Here is a 15,818-nt window from a genome sequence, read left to right as displayed (position 1 = left end):
TAACAACGGTCACGACTAGCTACGCGGGGCGGTATCTTTCTCCTGCGCGGAGCCCAGCTTGCGTGAGTAGAACATCAGGATGATCAGGCTGACGATAAAGGTACCGGACAGCTCAATCGAGTTGGCCCCCATCAGGGCGATAAAACAGAACACACAACCGAGAATCGAGGCCAACAGGCTGAGAACGTTCTTGATGTTGGCGCCATCGAAACGGATCAGGTCGATACAGGAGTAGAAGTAGGGCAGCATGGTCAACAGCACCGCGATACCGGTCAACTCACCGAACAGATCGGACGCCTTACCGCCGCTGGCGTTCATCACGGTGATCAACACCATCAGCACGGTCATCTTGATCGCGGCCAGGAATAACCCTTTCTTCGGCAAGCCATTCTTATCCAATTCACCATAGATCTTAGGGAAGTTACCATCGTGAGCGGCGCGCGCACCAGCCTGGCCGACCAGCATCATCCAAGAACCGAGCGACGTCAGGCAGGCAAAGGCGGTAAAGGCGGAGACCACCGGCCCGGCCCAGCTGCCCACCATGGTAGAGGCGCTGATCGCGAAGGGGGCACCAGACGCGGCCATCTCATGTGCCGGATACATCCCGGCGATCGCCTGGGTCGCGGCGATGTAGACCACCCCGGCCAGGAAGGTCCCCATCATGGTAGCCAGCGGGACGTTACGCTGCGGATCCTTGACCATACCCGTACTGACGGACGCGGACTCAACCCCGATAAACGCCCACAGACACAACAGGATACTCTTGATAATCGCATGGTAGTCGGTACTACCGGAGGTATTCCAGTTTGCCATGTAGATGCTCGGTTCGAACCAGTACCAACCGGCGATCCCGGTAGCGATAACCGGGATCAGTACCAACACCAAGCCCAGGGTGGTCAAGCGACTGACCCAGGCACCACCCAGCATATTGACGAAGGTAAAGATCCAGACGATCGCGATACAGGCAATCCCCGCCGGGATCGGCTGGTTCAACACGGGAAAGAAGGTCGAGAGATAGGAGACGGCGGTGATACCGATCGCCAAGTTACCGATCCAGTTAGCGTGGTAATACAGCACCCCGGTCTGGAACCCGAATGCCGCACCGACCTCGCCGGCATAGGCCACCGGGCCCCCCTCCTGCGGGTTCTTGGTCGCCAAACGGGCATAGACATAAGCCAGCGAGACTGCGCCCACCAGCGCGATCAACCAGCCCCATACTGCGATTGACCCGAGACTTGCCAGGTTGGCGGGCAACAACGCAATGCCGCTGCCCATCATGTTGCCGGCAACCACCCCGGTACAGGCGATAAGCCCGATTTTTTTTGCAGAAGCCATAGTCTGCGCTCCCCTGTGATGATGATTGGCCATACATGACATTGGCCCACTGGAGCGCGCGTCAGCAAACCGTCAGGCTCCGCTGATAATTATAGAAAAGGAAGTAATATTTTCCCGTTAGAAACAATAAATTTACCTGCATTTTTTTATTTAAAATTCATACTGTTACATTTACCGATAACCATTGGCATTTTGTGGAAATAAATATACTTTATAATCATTGAGATAATATTCACCTGGTCGCCCTGGTCCCACGCTATATTTCTGTAAGATTAATATTAGTGAGAGGAAATAAGATCGAGGGTAACGAATCGTTTAATTTAATTAATCTATTCGCCTCCAACGCTCAGCCATACGCCAGGCTTGAAGCGCCCCGCCACTACCGTTATGCTGGCCACCATGAACACAGCACGTATTCCCATCGCCCTACAGCAGTCGGTCATGCATACCCTGCGCAGCAAGTTGGCTCTCGCCGAACAACGGCTAGACGCCACGTTCCCCCTCCCCACACTGCACTACCGACAACGTGGCACCATCGCCGGAACGGCCTGGCCCCAGCAGTGGGAGATCCGCCTCAACCCGATATTGTTGCTGGAGAATGGCCAACCCTTCATCACCGAAGTGATCCCACACGAGCTCGCCCATCTGCTGGTGTATCGCCAGTTTGGCCGTGTCGCCCCCCATGGCACTGAGTGGCGCTGGATGATGCGCGACATCCTCGACAGCGAGCCTCGTCGTACGCATCGTTTTACCGTCGACTCGGTGCGTGGGGCGACCTTCCCCTACCGTTGCCGTTGCCAGTTGCATCAGCTGACGCTACGCCGCCACAATCGCGTCCAACGCGGCGAATCGCGTTACCAATGCCGCCAGTGCGGAGACACCCTGTGCTGGAGTCCCGAGTCCGCCACACGCTGAGTCGCACTCAAAACTTTCCCATTCATTTCCCAAACTCTCGCGCGATAGCCGCAAAGGGTTGCCCGAACGCATTGTATTGTCTACCCTGCTGGCTTTCTCACTGTGACAAGATTTTAGAAGATGTCAGGCAAAACCCTACTCTCTCTCGCCGCCCTGTTGGGCGCCATGCTGCTGCCATTGAGCGCTCAGGCCCAGGCAGATAAGATCCACAACTTCACCCAGGCCAAGGCCGTCGCCGTCAAGATCAACCATGATGCGCCCGGTACCTTTTACTGTGGCTGCCGCATTGAGTGGCAGGGGAAAAAAGGTACCCCCGATCTCGCCAGTTGCGGTTACCAGGTACGGAAGAATGCCCGTCGTGCCGAGCGCATCGAATGGGAGCACGTGATGCCGGCCTGGCAGTTTGGCCATCAACTCCAGTGCTGGCAGGAGGGGGGGCGGAAAAACTGCGCCAAGAACCCAAACTATGTGCGCATCGAAACCGACCTGCATAACCTGCAACCGGCCATCGGCGAGGTGAATGGTGATCGCAGCAACTTCGCCTTCAGTCAGTGGCGTGGCGGCGAGGGGCAATACGGCCAGTGTACGATGAAGGTGGACTTTAAAAACAAGCAGGCAGAGCCGCCGGAACGCGCACGTGGGGCCATCGCGCGCACCTACTTCTATATGCGCGATCGCTACCACATCCGCCTCTCTGCGCAGCAGACCCGCCTGTTTGAGGTGTGGAACCGTCAATACCCCGTCACCGCCTGGGAGTGTGAGCGTGAGGCTCGCATCGCCAAAGTACAGGGCAACCCGAACCCTTACGTCCAACAGGCCTGCGCGGCAAGCAAACCGTGATCGCTTTCGCCATCACTGCCACTCGGCGTATGACGGGTATATAATCGCGCACAGTCGTGAAGGCGTGCCGAGGCACGCCCTTTTTACCCTGTCTGAGGATCCTGCATGCGCATTCCCCGTATTTACCACCCACAGCCCCTGAGCATTCCCGGCGAAGTCAACCTGTCCGACGATGCCGCCAACCACGTTGGCCGCGTCTTACGAATGGGACCCGGTCACGCCTTACAGCTGTTCGATGGCAGTAACCGGGTCTTCGACGCCGAGATCGTCAGTGCCGATAAGAAGAGCGTGCGCGTACGCCTGACGGCGGTGCATGAGGAGAACCGTGAGTCGCCATTGCACCTGCATCTGGGGCAGGTGATGTCACGCGGCGAAAAGATGGAGTTCACTATCCAGAAGTCGATCGAGTTGGGCGTCAACGTCATTACCCCGCTGATCTCCGAACGCTGTGGTGTACGGCTGGATGCGGAGCGGCTGGCGAAGAAGCAGCAGCAGTGGCAAAAGATCGCCATCGCCGCCTGTGAGCAGTGCGGGCGCAATAGCCTGGCGTTGATCCGCCCGGCGATGACGCTGGAGGCGTGGTGCGCCGAGCCGGACGATGGCCTGCGGCTCAACCTCCACCCGCGCGCCAGCGCCAGCATCAACACCCTGCCGCAGCCCCTCAGCCGGGTACGCTTGCTGATCGGCCCTGAGGGTGGCCTGTCGGCGAGTGAGATTGCCATGACCGCCGACTACCACTTTACTGATATTCTATTAGGGCCGCGCGTTCTGCGCACCGAGACGACGGCGTTAACCGCCATTACCGCACTTCAGGTCCGCTTTGGCGACTTAGGCTGAGGCAGAATCCGCGAAGGAGACAGGAGAATAGTATGATTAAGCTCGGTATTGTGATGGATCCCATCGCATCCATTAACATCAAGAAAGACACCAGCTTCGCCATGTTGCTGGAGGCACAGCGTCGCGGCTACCAACTGCACTATATGGAGATGGCCGATCTCTACCTACACCAGGGGGAAGCCCGCGCGCAGACGCGTCTGCTCAGCGTCAGCGACGATAAGACCAGCTGGTATCGTTTTGACAGCGAACAGGATATCGCGTTGGCCGATCTCGATGTGATCCTGATGCGTAAGGATCCGCCGTTCGACACCGAGTTTATCTACGCCACTTATATTCTGGAGCGCGCCGAGGCCCACGGCACCCTGATCGTCAACAAACCACAGAGCCTGCGTGACTGCAACGAAAAGCTGTTTACCGCCTGGTTCGCCGACCTGACGCCGGATACCCTGGTCACGCGCCGTGCCGACCATCTGCGCGACTTCCACGCTCGCCACGGCGATATCATTCTCAAGCCGTTGGATGGCATGGGCGGCGCCTCGATCTTCCGTATCAAGCAGGATGATGCGAACGTATCGGTGATCATCGAAACCCTCACCGAACACGGTCATCGTTTCTGCATGGCGCAAAACTACCTGCCCGCCATCAAGGAGGGTGATAAGCGTGTCCTGGTCGTGGATGGCGAGCCGGTGCCTTACTGTCTGGCACGTATTCCGAAGAGCGGCGAGACGCGCGGCAACCTGGCGGCCGGCGGGCGCGGCGAGGCCCGTCCCCTGAGCGAGAGTGACTGGGCCATCGCACGTAAGGTTGCGCCGATCCTCAAGCAGAAGGGGCTGATCTTCGTCGGTCTGGACATCATCGGCGACCGTCTGACGGAGATCAACGTCACCAGCCCGACCTGTGTTCGCGAGATCGAGGCGGCCTTCCCGGTTTCCATCACCGGGATGTTGATGGATGCCATCGAGGCCCGCCTAGCCGCACGCTGATTGATGCCATCTAGGTAACCGCTCGGGGTGGGTAAAACACTCGCCCCAGTATTTTCCGTTGTCTCACCCTCGCCTTCTCCCGCGCCAGCACGCTGTCGGCCTACGCCGCCATAGCATGCGCTGCATCGAATACCCGCCGCTCGCCCCGTGACTTGCGCGGCAAAAATTCGCATACTGATGCCTACAAAAACAGCGAGTTGAAAATATCACCATGAAACTAGCGCACCATTTTCTGATTGCCATGCCTTCTATGCAGGACAGTCGCTTCAAACGCACCGTCATCTATGTGTGCGAGCACAATGAGGATGGCGCCATGGGCATGATCATTAATAAACCCCTGGAGCAGCTCACCTTATCCACCCTGCTGGAGAAGCTCGACATCGAGCCGACGCCACGCGACGCCGCCATCCGCCTCGATAAGCCGGTGCTAGCCGGTGGCCCATTGGCAGAAGATCGCGGCTTCGTCCTGCACAGCCCGAGCGATGCCTTCGGCTCCAGCGCCGACATCGGCCCCGGCTGTATGCTGACCACCTCGCGCGACGTGTTGGAGACTCTGGGTACCGATCGTCAGCCTGAGGAGATCCTGGTCACCTTGGGTTACTGTAGCTGGAGCAAAGGGCAACTGGAGCAAGAGTTGCTCGACAACGCCTGGTTGACGGTGGAAGCCGACAGTCAGATCCTATTCCACACCCCGCTGGCTGACCGCTGGATCTGCGCGGCGAAAAAGCTGGGGGTGGATATCCGTAATATGCCTTGTAACGCAGGACACGCCTGATGAATTCCCGTACCTTACTCGCCTTCGACTTTGGCACCCGCAGCATCGGCTGCGCCATCGGTCAGGAGCTGACCGGCAGCGCGCGCCCGCTGCAATCCTTTAAGGCCAACGAGGGTATTCCCGACTGGCAGCAGATAGAAAAGGTGCTACGCGAATGGCAGCCGGATCTGGTGGTGGTCGGCCTGCCGCTGAACATGGATGGCAGTGAACAACCGCTGACGCAACTCGCGCGCAAGTTCGCCAATCGCCTGCATGGCCGCTTCGGTGTACAGATTGCCCTGCATGACGAACGCCTGAGCACCGTCGAGGCCCGCGCCCACCTGTTCGCCGATGGCGGTTACCGTGCCTTGGAGAAGGGACGCGTCGACGCCGCCTCCGCCGCGCTGATCCTCGAAAGCTGGTTCGATAATCACGCCGGCTAACGACCATCCCGCCGCCGCGCACCGCCGCGATGGATTGACTCTCGCTAAAACGCCCCCATCTATGAACGATGGGACGCCGCCCCAGGCATTGGCGCGAAGCGTGCAGCGCGGCGCCGTTTTGCTTTACACTACGCGAGGGTTGCCGCCGCTCAGTGCGACCGGCACGATTTCCCACTCCCCGGGACGAGGCATCATGAACAGTACCATTGAACACCAGCTCAACGCGGTCCGTCAGCGTATCGCCCGCGCGGCCGAACAGTGCGGGCGCGACCCGCACGCCATCACGCTATTGGCGGTCAGCAAGACCAAGCCCATCGCCGACATCGACGCCGCCATCGCTGCGGGTCAACGTGCCTTCGGCGAAAACTATGTGCAGGAAGGCGTTAGCAAGATCCAGCATTACCGCCAACAGCCCGGTGAGACGACATTGACCTGGCACTTCATCGGACCGCTCCAATCCAATAAGAGCCGCCTGGTCGCCGAGCATTTCGATTGGATCCATACTATCGATCGTGTAAAAATCGCCCAACGCCTAAACGAACAGCGCCCGGCGACGTTAGCGCCGCTCAATGTGTTGATCCAGGTGAACATCAGCGACGAACAGAGCAAGTCCGGGATCGCCCTGGAGCAGGTCGATGCGCTGGCAGACGCCATCAGCCAGTTACCCAATCTACGCCTGCGTGGCCTGATGGCCATCCCGGCGCCAGAGGACGATCCGGCGCGGCAGTTGGCCGTCTGCCGTCGTATGGCTCAGGCGCTGCAAACCCTGCAACAGCGTTACCCGCAGTTGGATACCCTGTCGCTGGGGATGACCCACGACATGGAGGCCGCCATCGCCGCCGGCAGCACCCTGGTGCGTATCGGCACCGCGATTTTCGGCGCACGCGACTACGGTCACGCCTAACACACGGCGACGTCAGGCTGCCGACGGCAGCCTGTTTTATCACCCCGTCCGGCGCACCGGCGGGTAAGCTTTATTATCGATGGAAAAAGGGCTTTTCATGCTAACACTGACGTTTCTGGTCAAAACCCTGCTCGATCTGTATGTCATGGTGCTGCTATTGCGTATCTGGATGCAGTGGGCACGTAGCGACTTCTACAACCCGCTCTCGCAGTTTATCGTCAAGCTGACCCAACCGGTGGTCGCACCGCTGCGTCGCATCCTGCCGCCGCTGGGGCCGATCGACTCCGCCTCGCTGCTGTTGGCGTTCATCCTGATGACCGTCAAATACCCGCTACTGTTACTGATCCAGAGCGGTTCGCTCTCCCTCAGTCCCTATAACCTACTCTTTGGCCTGATCTCGGTGGTCAAGTCCGCCGGTTATCTGGTGTTCTGGGTGATCATCATCCGCTCCATCATGAGCTGGATAAGCCAGGGGCGCAGCCCGATGGACTATGTACTCTATCAACTGACCGAGCCGATGATGGCGCCGATCCGCCGCATCATCCCGGCGATGGGTGGGCTAGACTTCTCCGCCATGGTGGTGATTCTAGTGCTCTATCTGCTCAACTATTTGGGCATCGATCTATTCGGCCAGCTGTGGTTCCTGCTGTGAGTGCAGTCAGTCGAGCAGGCGATGACTGGATCCTGCGGCTGTATATTCAGCCCAAGGCCAGTCGCGATCAGATCGTCGGCCTGCATGGTGAAGAGTTGAAGGTGGCGATCACCGCACCGCCGGTCGATGGTCAGGCTAACGCTCACCTGATAAAATTCATCGCCAAACAGTTTCGTGTCGCCAAGAGCCTAATCACCATCGAGAAGGGGGAATTGGGGCGCCATAAACAGCTGCGCATCCACCAGCCGCAACAGATCCCCGACGTGGTGGCGGCAGCGCTCGAATAACGGCGGGAAACACCCTCGCCGCACACTGATACGACACAACGGCAGGCCCTATCGGCCTGCCGTTGTCCTCAATAGGATCCGAATCATGCAACAAGTGGTACTCGCCACCGGTAACGCCGGTAAAGTCCGTGAACTGGCCTCCCTGCTGGCCGACTTTGGCCTGGACATCGTTGCCCAGAGCGAATTGGGCATCGACAGTGCCGAAGAGACCGGGCTGACCTTTATCGAAAACGCCATCCTCAAGGCACGCCATGCCGCTCGCCAGAGCGGATTACCGGCGATCGCCGACGACTCTGGCCTGGCCGTCGATGCGCTTGGCGGCGCGCCAGGGATCTACTCCGCTCGTTATGCCGGTGAAGAGGCCAACGATGCGGCCAACATGGAAAAATTGCTGCATGCCCTGCGTGACATCCCCACCGGCCAGCGCCAGGCTCGCTTCCACTGTGTACTGGTCTATCTGCGCCACGCCGACGATCCGACCCCGCTGGTATGCCACGGCGTCTGGCAGGGCGAGATCGCCACGGCACCCTGTGGCGAAGGCGGCTTCGGCTACGATCCCCTCTTCTTCATCCCGGCGCTGGGCTGCACCGCGGCGCAACTGAGCCGCGAGCAAAAGCGCGCCATTTCACACCGAGGCCAGGCACTGCAACAGCTATTGGATCTGATGCGCCATGCTTAAGCTGCCGCCGCTCAGCCTGTATATCCATATTCCCTGGTGCGTACAGAAGTGCCCCTACTGTGACTTCAACTCCCATGCGCAGAAGGGCGAGATCCCACAGCAGGCTTATGTCGACCACCTGCTGGCCGATCTGGATCAGGAGTTGCCGCGCGTCGCCGGGCGCCCCCTGAGCACCCTCTTCATCGGTGGTGGCACGCCTAGCTTGTTCAGCGGTGAGGCGTTGCAACGGCTGTTGGATGGCGTCCGCGCACGCCTGCCGTTGGCAGCCGATGCCGAGATCACCATGGAGGCGAATCCGGGCACCGTAGAGGCCGAGCGTTTCAGCGCCTACCAACGCGCCGGGGTCAACCGCATCTCCATCGGGGTGCAAAGCTTCAGTGCCGACAAACTCCAACGCCTGGGACGCATCCATGGCCCCCAAGAGGCCATCGCCGCCGCGCAACTCGCATCAAGCCTAGGATTACGGAGTTTTAACCTGGATCTGATGCATGGCCTGCCACAGCAGAGTCAGCAGGAGGCGCTAGACGATCTACGCCAAGCCATCGCCCTGAATCCGCCACATCTCTCGTGGTATCAGCTCACCATCGAGCCGAATACCCTATTCGGTTCACGCCCGCCGCGCCTGCCGGATGACGATGCCCTGTGGGAGATCTTCGAGCAGGGCGACCGCCTGCTACGGGCCAACGGCTACCAGCAATACGAAACGTCGGCCTACGCCTTAGCGGGACGCCAGTGCCAGCATAACCTCAATTACTGGCGCTTCGGCGATTACCTCGGCATCGGTTGCGGGGCTCACGGCAAACTGACCTTCGTCGACGGACGCATTGAGCGGCGCGCCAAGACGCGCCATCCTCGTGGCTATATGCAGGGAAACTACCTGGATCAGCAGCAACAGGTAACGTTAGCGGATCGCCCGTTCGAGTTCTTCATGAATCGCTTCCGTCTACTGGAGCCGGCGCCGCGCGCCGACTTTACCGCCTACACCGGGGTGGACGAGGCGACCATCCGCCCGCAGTTGGAGGCGGCGCTAGCGCAGGGCTACATCAGTGAAAGCCCCAGCCACTGGCAGATCACGCCACACGGCAAGCTGTTCCTTAACTCGCTGCTGGAGCTGTTCCTCTAACCCCGGCCCTCCTACGGCGCCCTCGTCACTGCAAGGGCGCCGCGTGGCCTCAATGGGCGCGGATATACATGTCCTTGGTGTAGATATAGTCCATATTGCCGGGATTAAACCCGCCGACATAGGGCTTCACTAACCGTACGCTGACGTAGTGATAGAGTGGAATCGTGGGAACATCCTCGGCCAGGATGGCCTCGGCCTGTTGGAACAACTGCTGGCGCTCCGCCTGATCCTGACTGGCCACCGCCTGCGTCAACAAGGCATCGAAACGGGGATTGCTGTACTTCGGCGTATTGTTGCTGTCACCGCTACGAAAACCACTCAACATCGCCGCCGGATCGTCATAGTCGGCGATCCAAGAGGTCCGAACCAGCTCGAAGTCGCCATTGCGCATGGTATCCAGCAGGGATTTCCACTCCTGATTATTCAACTTAGCCTCGACCCCCAGATTCTTCTTCCACATCGAGGCGGCGGCGATGGCGATACGCTGATGTCCCTCGGAGGTGTTATACAGCAACGAGAAACTCAGCGGATTAGCGGGCCCGAATCCTGCCTCGGCCAGCAACGCCTTGGCTCGCTCAAAACGCTTCTCACGCGGCCAACTGGCGTAATCTGGGCCATGGAACGTCATGCCACCGATATGCTCGGCGCTGAGCAACCAGGCGGGGCGCTGCCCTTGGCCGAGCACCTTCTCCGCGATGACATCCTTGTCCAGCCCCAGATTCAGGGCCAGGCGCACCCGCGCATCATCGAAGGGTGCCTTACGGGTATTGAAGTGGTAATAGTAGGTACCGAGCTTGGGGAAGATCTGGATCTCATCGCCCAACTCCTTGCGCAGGGCGGCGAACTGCGGACTCGGGATGCTGCTAATGTCGAGTTCCCCGGCGCGATAACGGTTAAAACCAGCCGTCTCCGAGGCGATCGGCAGATAGGTGACCCGATCGATGACTGTGTGGGCATCATCCCAGTAACGCGGGTTGCGAACTCCGCTCACGCGCTCGTTAACGATCCAATCGCCGAGGGTATAGGCGCCATTGCCCACAAAGTTGCCTGGCTGGGTCCACTTGTCGCCATAACGGGCGATCACCCGCGCGTTGAGCGGCACCAGCGTCGGATGCACCACCATCGGCAGGAAGGTGGACAACGGCTGCACCAAGGTGACGCGCAACGTGCGCGCATCCGGTGCCACGACGCCTAATGCGCTGGGCGGCAGCTTGCCCTCTTGAATCTCACTGGCGTTCTCCACCCCCATATTGACCAAGTAGGTGCCGTAGGGCGAGGCGGTGGCCGGGTCGATCAGCCGCTGCCAACTAAATACCAGATCCTGCGCCGTCAGCGCCTCACCGTTGGACCACTGCAGATCGGGGCGTAGCGAGAAGGTCCATATCCGCCCATCCTCGCTTTGCCAGCGCTCGGCCAACCCGGGACGCAGCTTCCCCTCGCCATCGAGGGTCAACAGCCCCTCGAAGAAGTCACGGATGATGTTGAACTCCACATCGCTCTCCGACTTGTGTGGGTCGAGGGAGGCGGGCTCGCTACCATTATTACGCGTCAATACCTGATTCGCCGCCAGCGCCTCCCCCGCAGGCACCACGGCGGCGTATGAAACTGTAGGGAGAGCCAGTCCAATCGCAAGCATAAAAAAGCCATATCTAAACAATGAATTATATTTAATTTTCATATAGTTACCCTCCATGGTCGATGTGGGTAACATTAAAACAGCAAAGCAAGACAGATGGCAGGGCAAAAGATGGCACAAAAAAACCCGGCACACGGGCCGGGTCATATTCTGTGGCGTGGATCACCGTTAGGAGGCAGGCAACGCCTTCAGCAAGGCCTTACGCTGGCTGTCCAGCGACTGCACACGCTCACAAGCCTGCTGACCGAAGGCTCGTAGGTCGTTATCCTGCTTATCCCACTCGCTACGGATGGCCTGTTGCAGGCCGCCGAGATTGCCCAACACCGCCTGCAACGGATTATCCGACTTGCCGGCTTGCAGCAATCCCTTAGCCCCCATCTCATTGATGCTATCCTGTAATACGCCACCCAGTGTCTGATTCACCAACGTCTGCCCCTCTTTCTCCACCTGCGCTATCGCCTGGTGATGGAAGGCGTAACCATCGCTGCGTTTCTCCAACACCCGGTTCATCTGTGCCTTGAGCTGGGTATCCAGCGTCGCCAGGCGTTGACGCACATGGCTGTCGCTGCCCAACTGCTCGACGATGATGTTATCTAGCGCGCCACGAGCACGATCCAGGCGGGTCTGAATCCCCTGATCGATCCACGGCACGTCGCGCCGAATATCACGCTGGAGCGTCTCGGCCTGGCGACGGGCGTCGGCGCTCAACGCCAACGGATGACCATCGCGGGTCACCGCGCCATCGCGAGCAATTTGTAGGTTGCCGCTGGCGCCGACGATCTGCACCTGCTGCGCACCGATAATAATGTCATCCTGCGGTTTGACCTGGCATTGCCAAGCGGCCTGCGCCTGTGTCGCCGCCAGCAACAGCAGCAGGGAACATCCCCATTTACCCATCATGACCTCGTTAAAATATTGAACGGCCAAGGCGCTGGGCTAAACACTCCAACGCTGCGACTCCGGCCAATGAATTACCACAGCTATCCAGCTGCGGACTCCAGACGGCAATACTCATCTCGCGTGGCACCACGGCGATGATGCCGCCACCGACCCCCGACTTACCGGGCATGCCGACGCGATAGGCGAACTCCCCCGCCCCATCATACAGCCCACTGGTCACCATCAGCGCATTGATCTGGCGCGCCTGACGCTCACCGATCATCGGCGTGTCGGGTCCCAGGGCGCGTCCCCGATTGGCAAGATAAACAAAAGTACGCGCCAGTTCCATACAGTTCATTCTTAAAGCACAGTAGTGGAAGTAATTGTGCAGCACGGTGATCACGTCGTTATCAAAGTTGCCGAACGACTTCATCAGGTAGGCGATGGCCGCGTTACGATCGGAGTGCTCGAACTCGGATCGGGCGACTCGCGCGTCGTAGCAGATATCGTCGCTACCGCTCAGCCCGCGCACCACCTCCAACATGCGCTGACGCGGCGCGCTAAGACGGGTCTGCAACATGTCACACACCACCAGCGCTCCGGCGTTAATAAAGGGGTTACGCGGCTTACCCTGCTCCAGCTCCAGCTGTACCAGCGAATTAAACGGCTGACCAGAGGGCTCCTTGCCAACCCGTTGCCAGATCTCCGCCTCGCTGTAGCGGTGCATCGCCAGCGTCAGGCTTAATACCTTGGAGATCGATTGGATGGAGAAACGCTCGGCGGCATCGCCGGCAGAAAATAGTTGCCCATCGACGGTGCATACCGCAATCCCCAACCTATCCGCCGGGACCTCGGCCAAGGCCGGAATATAATCGGCTACTCGTCCTCGGCCCAGTAATGGGCGGACCTGATCCAAGATCTCGGCTAAGAGTTGATCGCTTAATTCAGTTTGCATGGCGAGACTATCGACTCCACGGGGCACAGACCGTGCCATCACGCTTAAGGTTACTACAGACGCGCTCTCCTCGACGAGGCCGTGTGCGCCCAGGCCGACAGGGTTAGGGTTGGGGGCGGGGCGACAGGAGAACCTCAGAGAGAACGAAATACAGAAGGGATAGGGCGCCACCGCAGGGGCGGCGCCGGTGCGAGGGCGTTATTCCCACCACACATCAAACAGGTCGCTGACTACCACGTCCAGCATCCCTTGGCCTTCCAGCCAGCCCTTGATCAGTTGACGCTGCTCATCGCTGCATCGACCGATCTGTTGCAGGCAGATCAACCCTTCCCAGCGCAGGTAGCCGCTGCCGTCAAAGGCCAACCCCTGCGGTTCGATCACTTCATCGATCAGGCGATCGAGTACAGCATCGACCGTCTCAACCGGCGTACCCTCGGCAAAACGCCAACTGACGCTAAAGCCCACTTCCTGAAACTCGTCAATGTGCAGCTTTTTGCGCAGACGACGACTACGATTTTTCGCCATTACTCTACCCTCTCAAACATCAGGTCCCAGTTGCCATGCCCCAGACGCTGACCGCGCAGTTCAAACTTAGTGACCGGACGCGAGTCAGGACGTGGGACATAGGTATTATCGTCGGACAGGTTGCGATAGCCCGGCGCATGATTCATTACTTCCAGCATATGCTCGGCATAGTTTTCCCAGTCGGTCGCCATGTGGAACACGCCACCGACCTTCAGCTTGCCACGGATGCGCTCGGCGAAAGCGGGCTGCACGATACGGCGCTTATGATGGCGCGCCTTATGCCACGGATCGGGGAAAAACAGCTGCACCATATCCAGCGAGGCGTCGGGGATCATCCGCTCTAACACCTCGACGGCATCGTGACACATCACGCGCAGGTTATTCACCCCCGCCTCATGCGCCGACGCCAGGCAGGCGCCCACGCCCGGCGAATGCACCTCAATACCGAGGAAGTCGCGCTCCGGGTGTTGCTCTGCCATGGTGACCAGCGAGGCCCCCATGCCGAAACCGATCTCCAACACCACCGGCGCCTGACGGCCGAACAGTGTCGGCAGATCCAGCGCTTCGGGCGTAAACTCGACACCCATCAGCGGCCAGTACTGTTCTAACGCCAGTTGCTGCCCTTTGGTCAGGCGCCCCTGACGGCGTACAAAGCTACGAATCCGGCGTATGGCACGGCCGTTTTCATCAAATTCCGCTGTGATCACTTCATTCATGTCGTGTTTCATCTACCTGGATAGTCAAAGTCAGGGCATTATGCAAAGTTACCCCATTTACACAAGCGCTGATTTTACCAGCAACCCACAGACTACGGGGAAAATCGCGCTATCTATAGTAAAATTTTATAATACGCCTCGTTCATCTAACGCGCCCATCGCGTGCGGCCGCTCGCCAAGATCCGGTTTACAGCTTGCTCCGGCTGTGCTGCAATCCAGTCCCGCGCTGCGGCGCAACCGAATAGAGTGAGGACATGACTGGTTTATGATGCAGGCGCAACCCTTCGCCCAGGCCGTTCTAGCCTGGTATGCACGCTTCGGGCGTAAGACCCTGCCGTGGCAAAATCCTAAGACGCCCTATCGGGTATGGCTCTCCGAGGTGATGCTACAACAGACCCAGGTCGCAACGGTTCTCCCCTATTTCCAACGCTTTATTCAACGCTTCCCCGACGTGCAGGCCTTGGCCGAGGCGCCGTTAGACGAGGTGCTACACCTGTGGACCGGGCTGGGCTACTATGCCCGCGCACGGAACCTGCACAAGGCGGCCCAAACCATTGTCGCCCAGTACGGCGGCGAGTTTCCTCGCGAGTTCGATCAGGTAGCTGCCCTGCCGGGGATTGGTCGTTCCACCGCCGGGGCGATCCTCTCTTTGTCGCTCGGCCAGCATCATCCGATCTTGGACGGCAACGTCAAGCGGGTGCTGGCACGCTGCTATGCCGTCGCCGGGTGGCCGGGGAAGAAAGAGGTCGAAAAGCGCCTATGGCAACTGAGCGCTCAGGTGACACCGGCCGACGGTGTCAGTCAATTTAACCAGGCGATGATGGATCTGGGCGCCCTGGTCTGTACCCGTAGCCGTCCCAAATGCGAGTTGTGTCCGCTTAGCAGCGGCTGTCTAGCCTACGCCAACGGCGATTGGGCCGCCTACCCGGGGAAAAAACCCAAACAGACCCTACCGGAACGCCAAGCCTATCTGTTGCTGCTGCAACACGAAGGTCAGGTCTGGTTACAGCAGCGTCCGGCCAGCGGGCTGTGGGGAGGGCTATTCTGCTTTCCCCAGTTCGATAACGCGGCGGCGCTGCACGCGCACCTGCGCCAATTAGGGCAGGACCCCGCGGCGGCGCAAGTCCTGACTGCGTTTCGCCACACGTTTAGCCATTTTCATTTGGATATCATCCCGGTATGGTCGCACTATGCTCCGGCAGCGGCCTGCATGGATGACGGTGCGGGACTCTGGTATAACTTAGCGCAGCCACCCTCCGTAGGGCTGGCGGCACCTACCGAGTGCCTTTTACAGCAACTACCGCTACAGCCGACGGTCAAGGACCGTGACGCTGATACGCAGCATGAGGAGTAAG

At 59.4% G+C, this 15,818-nt stretch carries 18 protein-coding genes; 12 read left to right on the top strand and 6 right to left on the bottom strand.

The genetic code is table 11. From position 1 onward, the window contains the following. Positions 1-15: 15 nt before the first annotated feature. The gene (cadB, locus tag ACEQFP_RS10210) at positions 16-1,335 is read right to left on the bottom strand and encodes a cadaverine/lysine antiporter (protein ID WP_068871076.1); all 1,320 of its coding nucleotides are present in this window, start codon (positions 1,333-1,335) and stop codon (positions 16-18) included. Between the two features lie 399 nt (positions 1,336-1,734). On the opposite strand from cadB, the gene ACEQFP_RS10205 reads away from it, so the two are divergent. The 11 genes from ACEQFP_RS10205 (at position 1,735) to hemW (ending at position 9,752) form a co-directional block, all read left to right on the top strand. Next, positions 1,735-2,250 carry a SprT family zinc-dependent metalloprotease gene (locus ACEQFP_RS10205; RefSeq protein WP_035594186.1) on the top strand — a complete coding sequence of 172 codons (516 nt, stop codon included), beginning with the start codon at positions 1,735-1,737 and terminating at the stop codon, positions 2,248-2,250. A 120-nt stretch (positions 2,251-2,370) separates the two neighbouring features. After that, positions 2,371-3,090, top strand: a complete 720-nt coding sequence (endA, locus tag ACEQFP_RS10200; RefSeq protein ID WP_005280990.1) for a deoxyribonuclease I — start codon at positions 2,371-2,373, stop codon at positions 3,088-3,090. A 105-nt stretch (positions 3,091-3,195) separates the two neighbouring features. Then, the gene (gene rsmE, locus ACEQFP_RS10195) at positions 3,196-3,927 is read left to right on the top strand and encodes a 16S rRNA (uracil(1498)-N(3))-methyltransferase (protein ID WP_005280988.1); all 732 of its coding nucleotides are present in this window, start codon (positions 3,196-3,198) and stop codon (positions 3,925-3,927) included. A gap of 32 nt (positions 3,928-3,959) precedes the next feature. After that, positions 3,960-4,910: a glutathione synthase gene (gene gshB, locus ACEQFP_RS10190; RefSeq protein ID WP_035607122.1), complete on the top strand. Its 951-nt coding sequence runs from the start codon at positions 3,960-3,962 to the stop codon at positions 4,908-4,910. Between the two features lie 211 nt (positions 4,911-5,121). After that, a complete protein-coding gene (locus ACEQFP_RS10185) occupies positions 5,122-5,685 on the top strand; it encodes a YqgE/AlgH family protein (protein WP_005280978.1) in 564 nt (187 codons plus the stop codon). Continuing rightward, complete coding sequence (ruvX, locus tag ACEQFP_RS10180) at positions 5,685-6,107, top strand: Holliday junction resolvase RuvX (RefSeq protein WP_005280975.1); 423 nt, start codon at positions 5,685-5,687, stop codon at positions 6,105-6,107. Before ACEQFP_RS10185 ends, ruvX begins: the two co-directional genes overlap by 1 nt. A 193-nt stretch (positions 6,108-6,300) precedes the next feature. Next, positions 6,301-7,011, top strand: a complete 711-nt coding sequence (locus ACEQFP_RS10175; RefSeq protein ID WP_035596145.1) for a YggS family pyridoxal phosphate-dependent enzyme — start codon at positions 6,301-6,303, stop codon at positions 7,009-7,011. A 97-nt stretch (positions 7,012-7,108) separates the two neighbouring features. After that, entirely contained in the window at positions 7,109-7,663 is a 555-nt protein-coding gene (locus tag ACEQFP_RS10170; RefSeq protein WP_005296070.1) for a YggT family protein, read from the top strand. Next, positions 7,660-7,950, top strand: coding sequence for a DUF167 family protein YggU (yggU, locus tag ACEQFP_RS10165; protein ID WP_005280969.1), 291 nt, complete (start codon positions 7,660-7,662; stop codon positions 7,948-7,950). The genes ACEQFP_RS10170 and yggU overlap by 4 nt, the downstream gene beginning before the upstream one ends. A gap of 85 nt (positions 7,951-8,035) precedes the next feature. Next, the gene (locus ACEQFP_RS10160) at positions 8,036-8,629 is read left to right on the top strand and encodes an XTP/dITP diphosphatase (RefSeq protein WP_005280967.1); all 594 of its coding nucleotides are present in this window, start codon (positions 8,036-8,038) and stop codon (positions 8,627-8,629) included. Continuing rightward, entirely contained in the window at positions 8,622-9,752 is a 1,131-nt protein-coding gene (gene hemW, locus ACEQFP_RS10155) for a radical SAM family heme chaperone HemW (protein ID WP_035596151.1), read from the top strand. The genes ACEQFP_RS10160 and hemW overlap by 8 nt, the downstream gene beginning before the upstream one ends. 49 nt (positions 9,753-9,801) lie before the next feature. On the opposite strand, the gene ACEQFP_RS10150 is transcribed toward hemW, so the two are convergent. The 5 genes from ACEQFP_RS10150 to trmB form a co-directional block, all read right to left on the bottom strand. Then, on the bottom strand, positions 9,802-11,430 hold the full coding sequence (locus ACEQFP_RS10150; protein ID WP_005296074.1) for an ABC transporter substrate-binding protein: 1,629 nt from the start codon (positions 11,428-11,430) through the stop codon (positions 9,802-9,804). Positions 11,431-11,556: 126 nt separating this feature from the next. Further along, the gene (locus ACEQFP_RS10145; RefSeq protein ID WP_005296078.1) at positions 11,557-12,285 is read right to left on the bottom strand and encodes a DUF2884 family protein; all 729 of its coding nucleotides are present in this window, start codon (positions 12,283-12,285) and stop codon (positions 11,557-11,559) included. Positions 12,286-12,295: 10 nt separating this feature from the next. After that, positions 12,296-13,222: a glutaminase B gene (gene glsB / locus ACEQFP_RS10140; protein ID WP_370558303.1), complete on the bottom strand. Its 927-nt coding sequence runs from the start codon at positions 13,220-13,222 to the stop codon at positions 12,296-12,298. A 198-nt stretch (positions 13,223-13,420) separates the two neighbouring features. Continuing rightward, positions 13,421-13,747, bottom strand: a complete 327-nt coding sequence (locus ACEQFP_RS10135; protein ID WP_005280949.1) for a YggL family protein — start codon at positions 13,745-13,747, stop codon at positions 13,421-13,423. Further along, entirely contained in the window at positions 13,747-14,463 is a 717-nt protein-coding gene (gene trmB, locus ACEQFP_RS10130) for a tRNA (guanosine(46)-N7)-methyltransferase TrmB (protein ID WP_035594129.1), read from the bottom strand. The genes ACEQFP_RS10135 and trmB overlap by 1 nt, the downstream gene beginning before the upstream one ends. A gap of 265 nt (positions 14,464-14,728) precedes the next feature. On the opposite strand from trmB, the gene mutY reads away from it, so the two are divergent. Then, on the top strand, positions 14,729-15,817 hold the full coding sequence (gene mutY, locus ACEQFP_RS10125; RefSeq protein ID WP_370558304.1) for an A/G-specific adenine glycosylase: 1,089 nt from the start codon (positions 14,729-14,731) through the stop codon (positions 15,815-15,817). Position 15,818: the final 1 nt, after the last annotated feature.

Source organism: Edwardsiella sp. A.80236 (genome assembly GCF_044540725.1).
Classification (GTDB): domain Bacteria; phylum Pseudomonadota; class Gammaproteobacteria; order Enterobacterales; family Enterobacteriaceae; genus Edwardsiella; species Edwardsiella tarda.
The sequence above is the reverse complement of the archived record's forward strand: the minus strand, read 5'-3'. Positions and strand labels throughout refer to the sequence as shown.

Excerpts from the sequence above, each read along its gene's own strand:
- ACEQFP_RS10150 (WP_005296074.1), bottom strand. The coding sequence starts at position 11,430 with ATGAAAATTAAATATAATTCATTGTTTAGATATGGCTTTTTTATGCTT.
- mutY (WP_370558304.1), top strand. The coding sequence starts at position 14,729 with ATGATGCAGGCGCAACCCTTCGCCCAGGCCGTTCTAGCCTGGTATGCA.
- ACEQFP_RS10170 (WP_005296070.1), top strand. The coding sequence starts at position 7,109 with ATGCTAACACTGACGTTTCTGGTCAAAACCCTGCTCGATCTGTATGTC.
- ACEQFP_RS10205 (WP_035594186.1), top strand. The coding sequence starts at position 1,735 with ATGAACACAGCACGTATTCCCATCGCCCTACAGCAGTCGGTCATGCAT.
- hemW (WP_035596151.1), top strand. The coding sequence starts at position 8,622 with ATGCTTAAGCTGCCGCCGCTCAGCCTGTATATCCATATTCCCTGGTGC.
- endA (WP_005280990.1), top strand. The coding sequence starts at position 2,371 with ATGTCAGGCAAAACCCTACTCTCTCTCGCCGCCCTGTTGGGCGCCATG.
- gshB (WP_035607122.1), top strand. The coding sequence starts at position 3,960 with ATGATTAAGCTCGGTATTGTGATGGATCCCATCGCATCCATTAACATC.
- ACEQFP_RS10160 (WP_005280967.1), top strand. The coding sequence starts at position 8,036 with ATGCAACAAGTGGTACTCGCCACCGGTAACGCCGGTAAAGTCCGTGAA.
- cadB (WP_068871076.1), bottom strand. The coding sequence starts at position 1,335 with ATGGCTTCTGCAAAAAAAATCGGGCTTATCGCCTGTACCGGGGTGGTT.
- ACEQFP_RS10175 (WP_035596145.1), top strand. The coding sequence starts at position 6,301 with ATGAACAGTACCATTGAACACCAGCTCAACGCGGTCCGTCAGCGTATC.
- rsmE (WP_005280988.1), top strand. The coding sequence starts at position 3,196 with ATGCGCATTCCCCGTATTTACCACCCACAGCCCCTGAGCATTCCCGGC.
- ACEQFP_RS10145 (WP_005296078.1), bottom strand. The coding sequence starts at position 12,285 with ATGGGTAAATGGGGATGTTCCCTGCTGCTGTTGCTGGCGGCGACACAG.
- ruvX (WP_005280975.1), top strand. The coding sequence starts at position 5,685 with ATGAATTCCCGTACCTTACTCGCCTTCGACTTTGGCACCCGCAGCATC.
- ACEQFP_RS10135 (WP_005280949.1), bottom strand. The coding sequence starts at position 13,747 with ATGGCGAAAAATCGTAGTCGTCGTCTGCGCAAAAAGCTGCACATTGAC.
- trmB (WP_035594129.1), bottom strand. The coding sequence starts at position 14,463 with ATGAATGAAGTGATCACAGCGGAATTTGATGAAAACGGCCGTGCCATA.
- ACEQFP_RS10185 (WP_005280978.1), top strand. The coding sequence starts at position 5,122 with ATGAAACTAGCGCACCATTTTCTGATTGCCATGCCTTCTATGCAGGAC.
- glsB (WP_370558303.1), bottom strand. The coding sequence starts at position 13,222 with ATGCAAACTGAATTAAGCGATCAACTCTTAGCCGAGATCTTGGATCAG.